Source organism: Kitasatospora sp. NPDC056184, from assembly GCF_042268405.1.
Classification (GTDB): Bacteria; Actinomycetota; Actinomycetes; order Streptomycetales; family Streptomycetaceae; genus Kitasatospora.
Genome location: NZ_JBHJUI010000003.1, coordinates 154,903 through 155,949 on the forward strand (window position 1 = coordinate 154,903; position 1,047 = coordinate 155,949).

A 1,047-nucleotide genomic window follows, 5' to 3' on the forward strand; every position below is an offset into this window, starting at 1 on the left:
CCACCCACCCGCCGCCCCCCGCCTCCCCCCCCCCCCCCCCACCCCCCCCCGCCCCCCCCCCCCGCGGCCCCCCCCCCGGCGGCGGGGGGGCCCGCCCCCCCCCCCCCCCCCGCCGGAGCAACCACGCGTGGGTTCAGGTCGGCCATGGGTCCGACCGTACGGCCGGCGCCGCCGCCGACCGGGCAGACACGGCTTCACACCTGGTGGCCGACGACCAGTGCTACCGGTTCGCCCGGGCCGCTCCTGCCCAGGAAGTCGGTCCGGCCGACTTCCCGAGTGCCGCCCCGCAGGCTCCCATTCGGGCAATGGTTCGCCGGCCCCCGCCATTCGGCGGGGGCCGTAGGTCGGTGCACTGATTTTCTCCGGAAAAACATGGGTGCCCTCCCCGGAGATTGAGGCGCCGGGGAGGGCATTTCATGCGTCGTTCAGGTGGCTTTTACCTCGCGACCGCGGGGGTCAGCTCCACTTCTGGTAGTTCCCGCCGTTGCCGCCCAGGGTGTAGACGTTCCCGTTGACGTTGCTGTCCAGGTAGCGGCCGGTGGCGACGTCCCGGTAGAACCAGCCGTTGCCACCCCACTCCTTGACCCACTTCTGGTAGTTGCCGCCGTTGCAGCCGAGGGTGTAGACGTGGCCGTCGCCGTTGCTGTCCAGGCATCGGCCGGTGGCCAGGTTCTTGAGGGTGAAGGTGTTGCCGCCCAGGTCATCGGCCCACCAGACCTGGTAGGAGCCGCCGTTGGCGCCCAGGGTGTAGACGTCGCCGTTGCCGTTGCTGTCCAGGACGCGGCTGGTGGCGAGGTTGGTGAGGGTGACGTAGCCGGAGGCCGCGCTGGCCGAGCCGGCGGTCAGGAACGTCGCCCCGCCGGCCAGCAGGGCCGTCGTGGCGGCAAGGGCGGCGGTGCGCTTGACGAGCTTCATCGCATTTCCTCCCGGTGTGGGGCCGGGCCCCCGCCCCGGGGCCCCCCCAAAAAAAAAAAAGGGGGGGTATTAAAAAAAAAAAACCCCCCAACACACCAAAAAAAAAGGTTTGGGGGGTGATGGGTTATAAGT

Annotated in this window: 1 protein-coding gene; it reads right to left on the reverse strand. The window is 70.1% G+C overall.

Annotated elements, in window-relative coordinates; all coding sequences use genetic code 11:
* Window positions 1-456: 456 nt before the first annotated feature.
* A complete protein-coding gene (locus tag ACFC0B_RS08400) occupies window positions 457-915 on the reverse strand; it encodes an RICIN domain-containing protein (protein WP_376083844.1) in 459 nt (152 codons plus the stop codon).
* Window positions 916-1,047: the final 132 nt, after the last annotated feature.

What these genes read in the sequence shown, in the direction of transcription:
- ACFC0B_RS08400 (WP_376083844.1), bottom strand. Translation starts at nt 915, where the DNA reads ATGAAGCTCGTCAAGCGCACCGCCGCCCTTGCCGCCACGACGGCCCTG.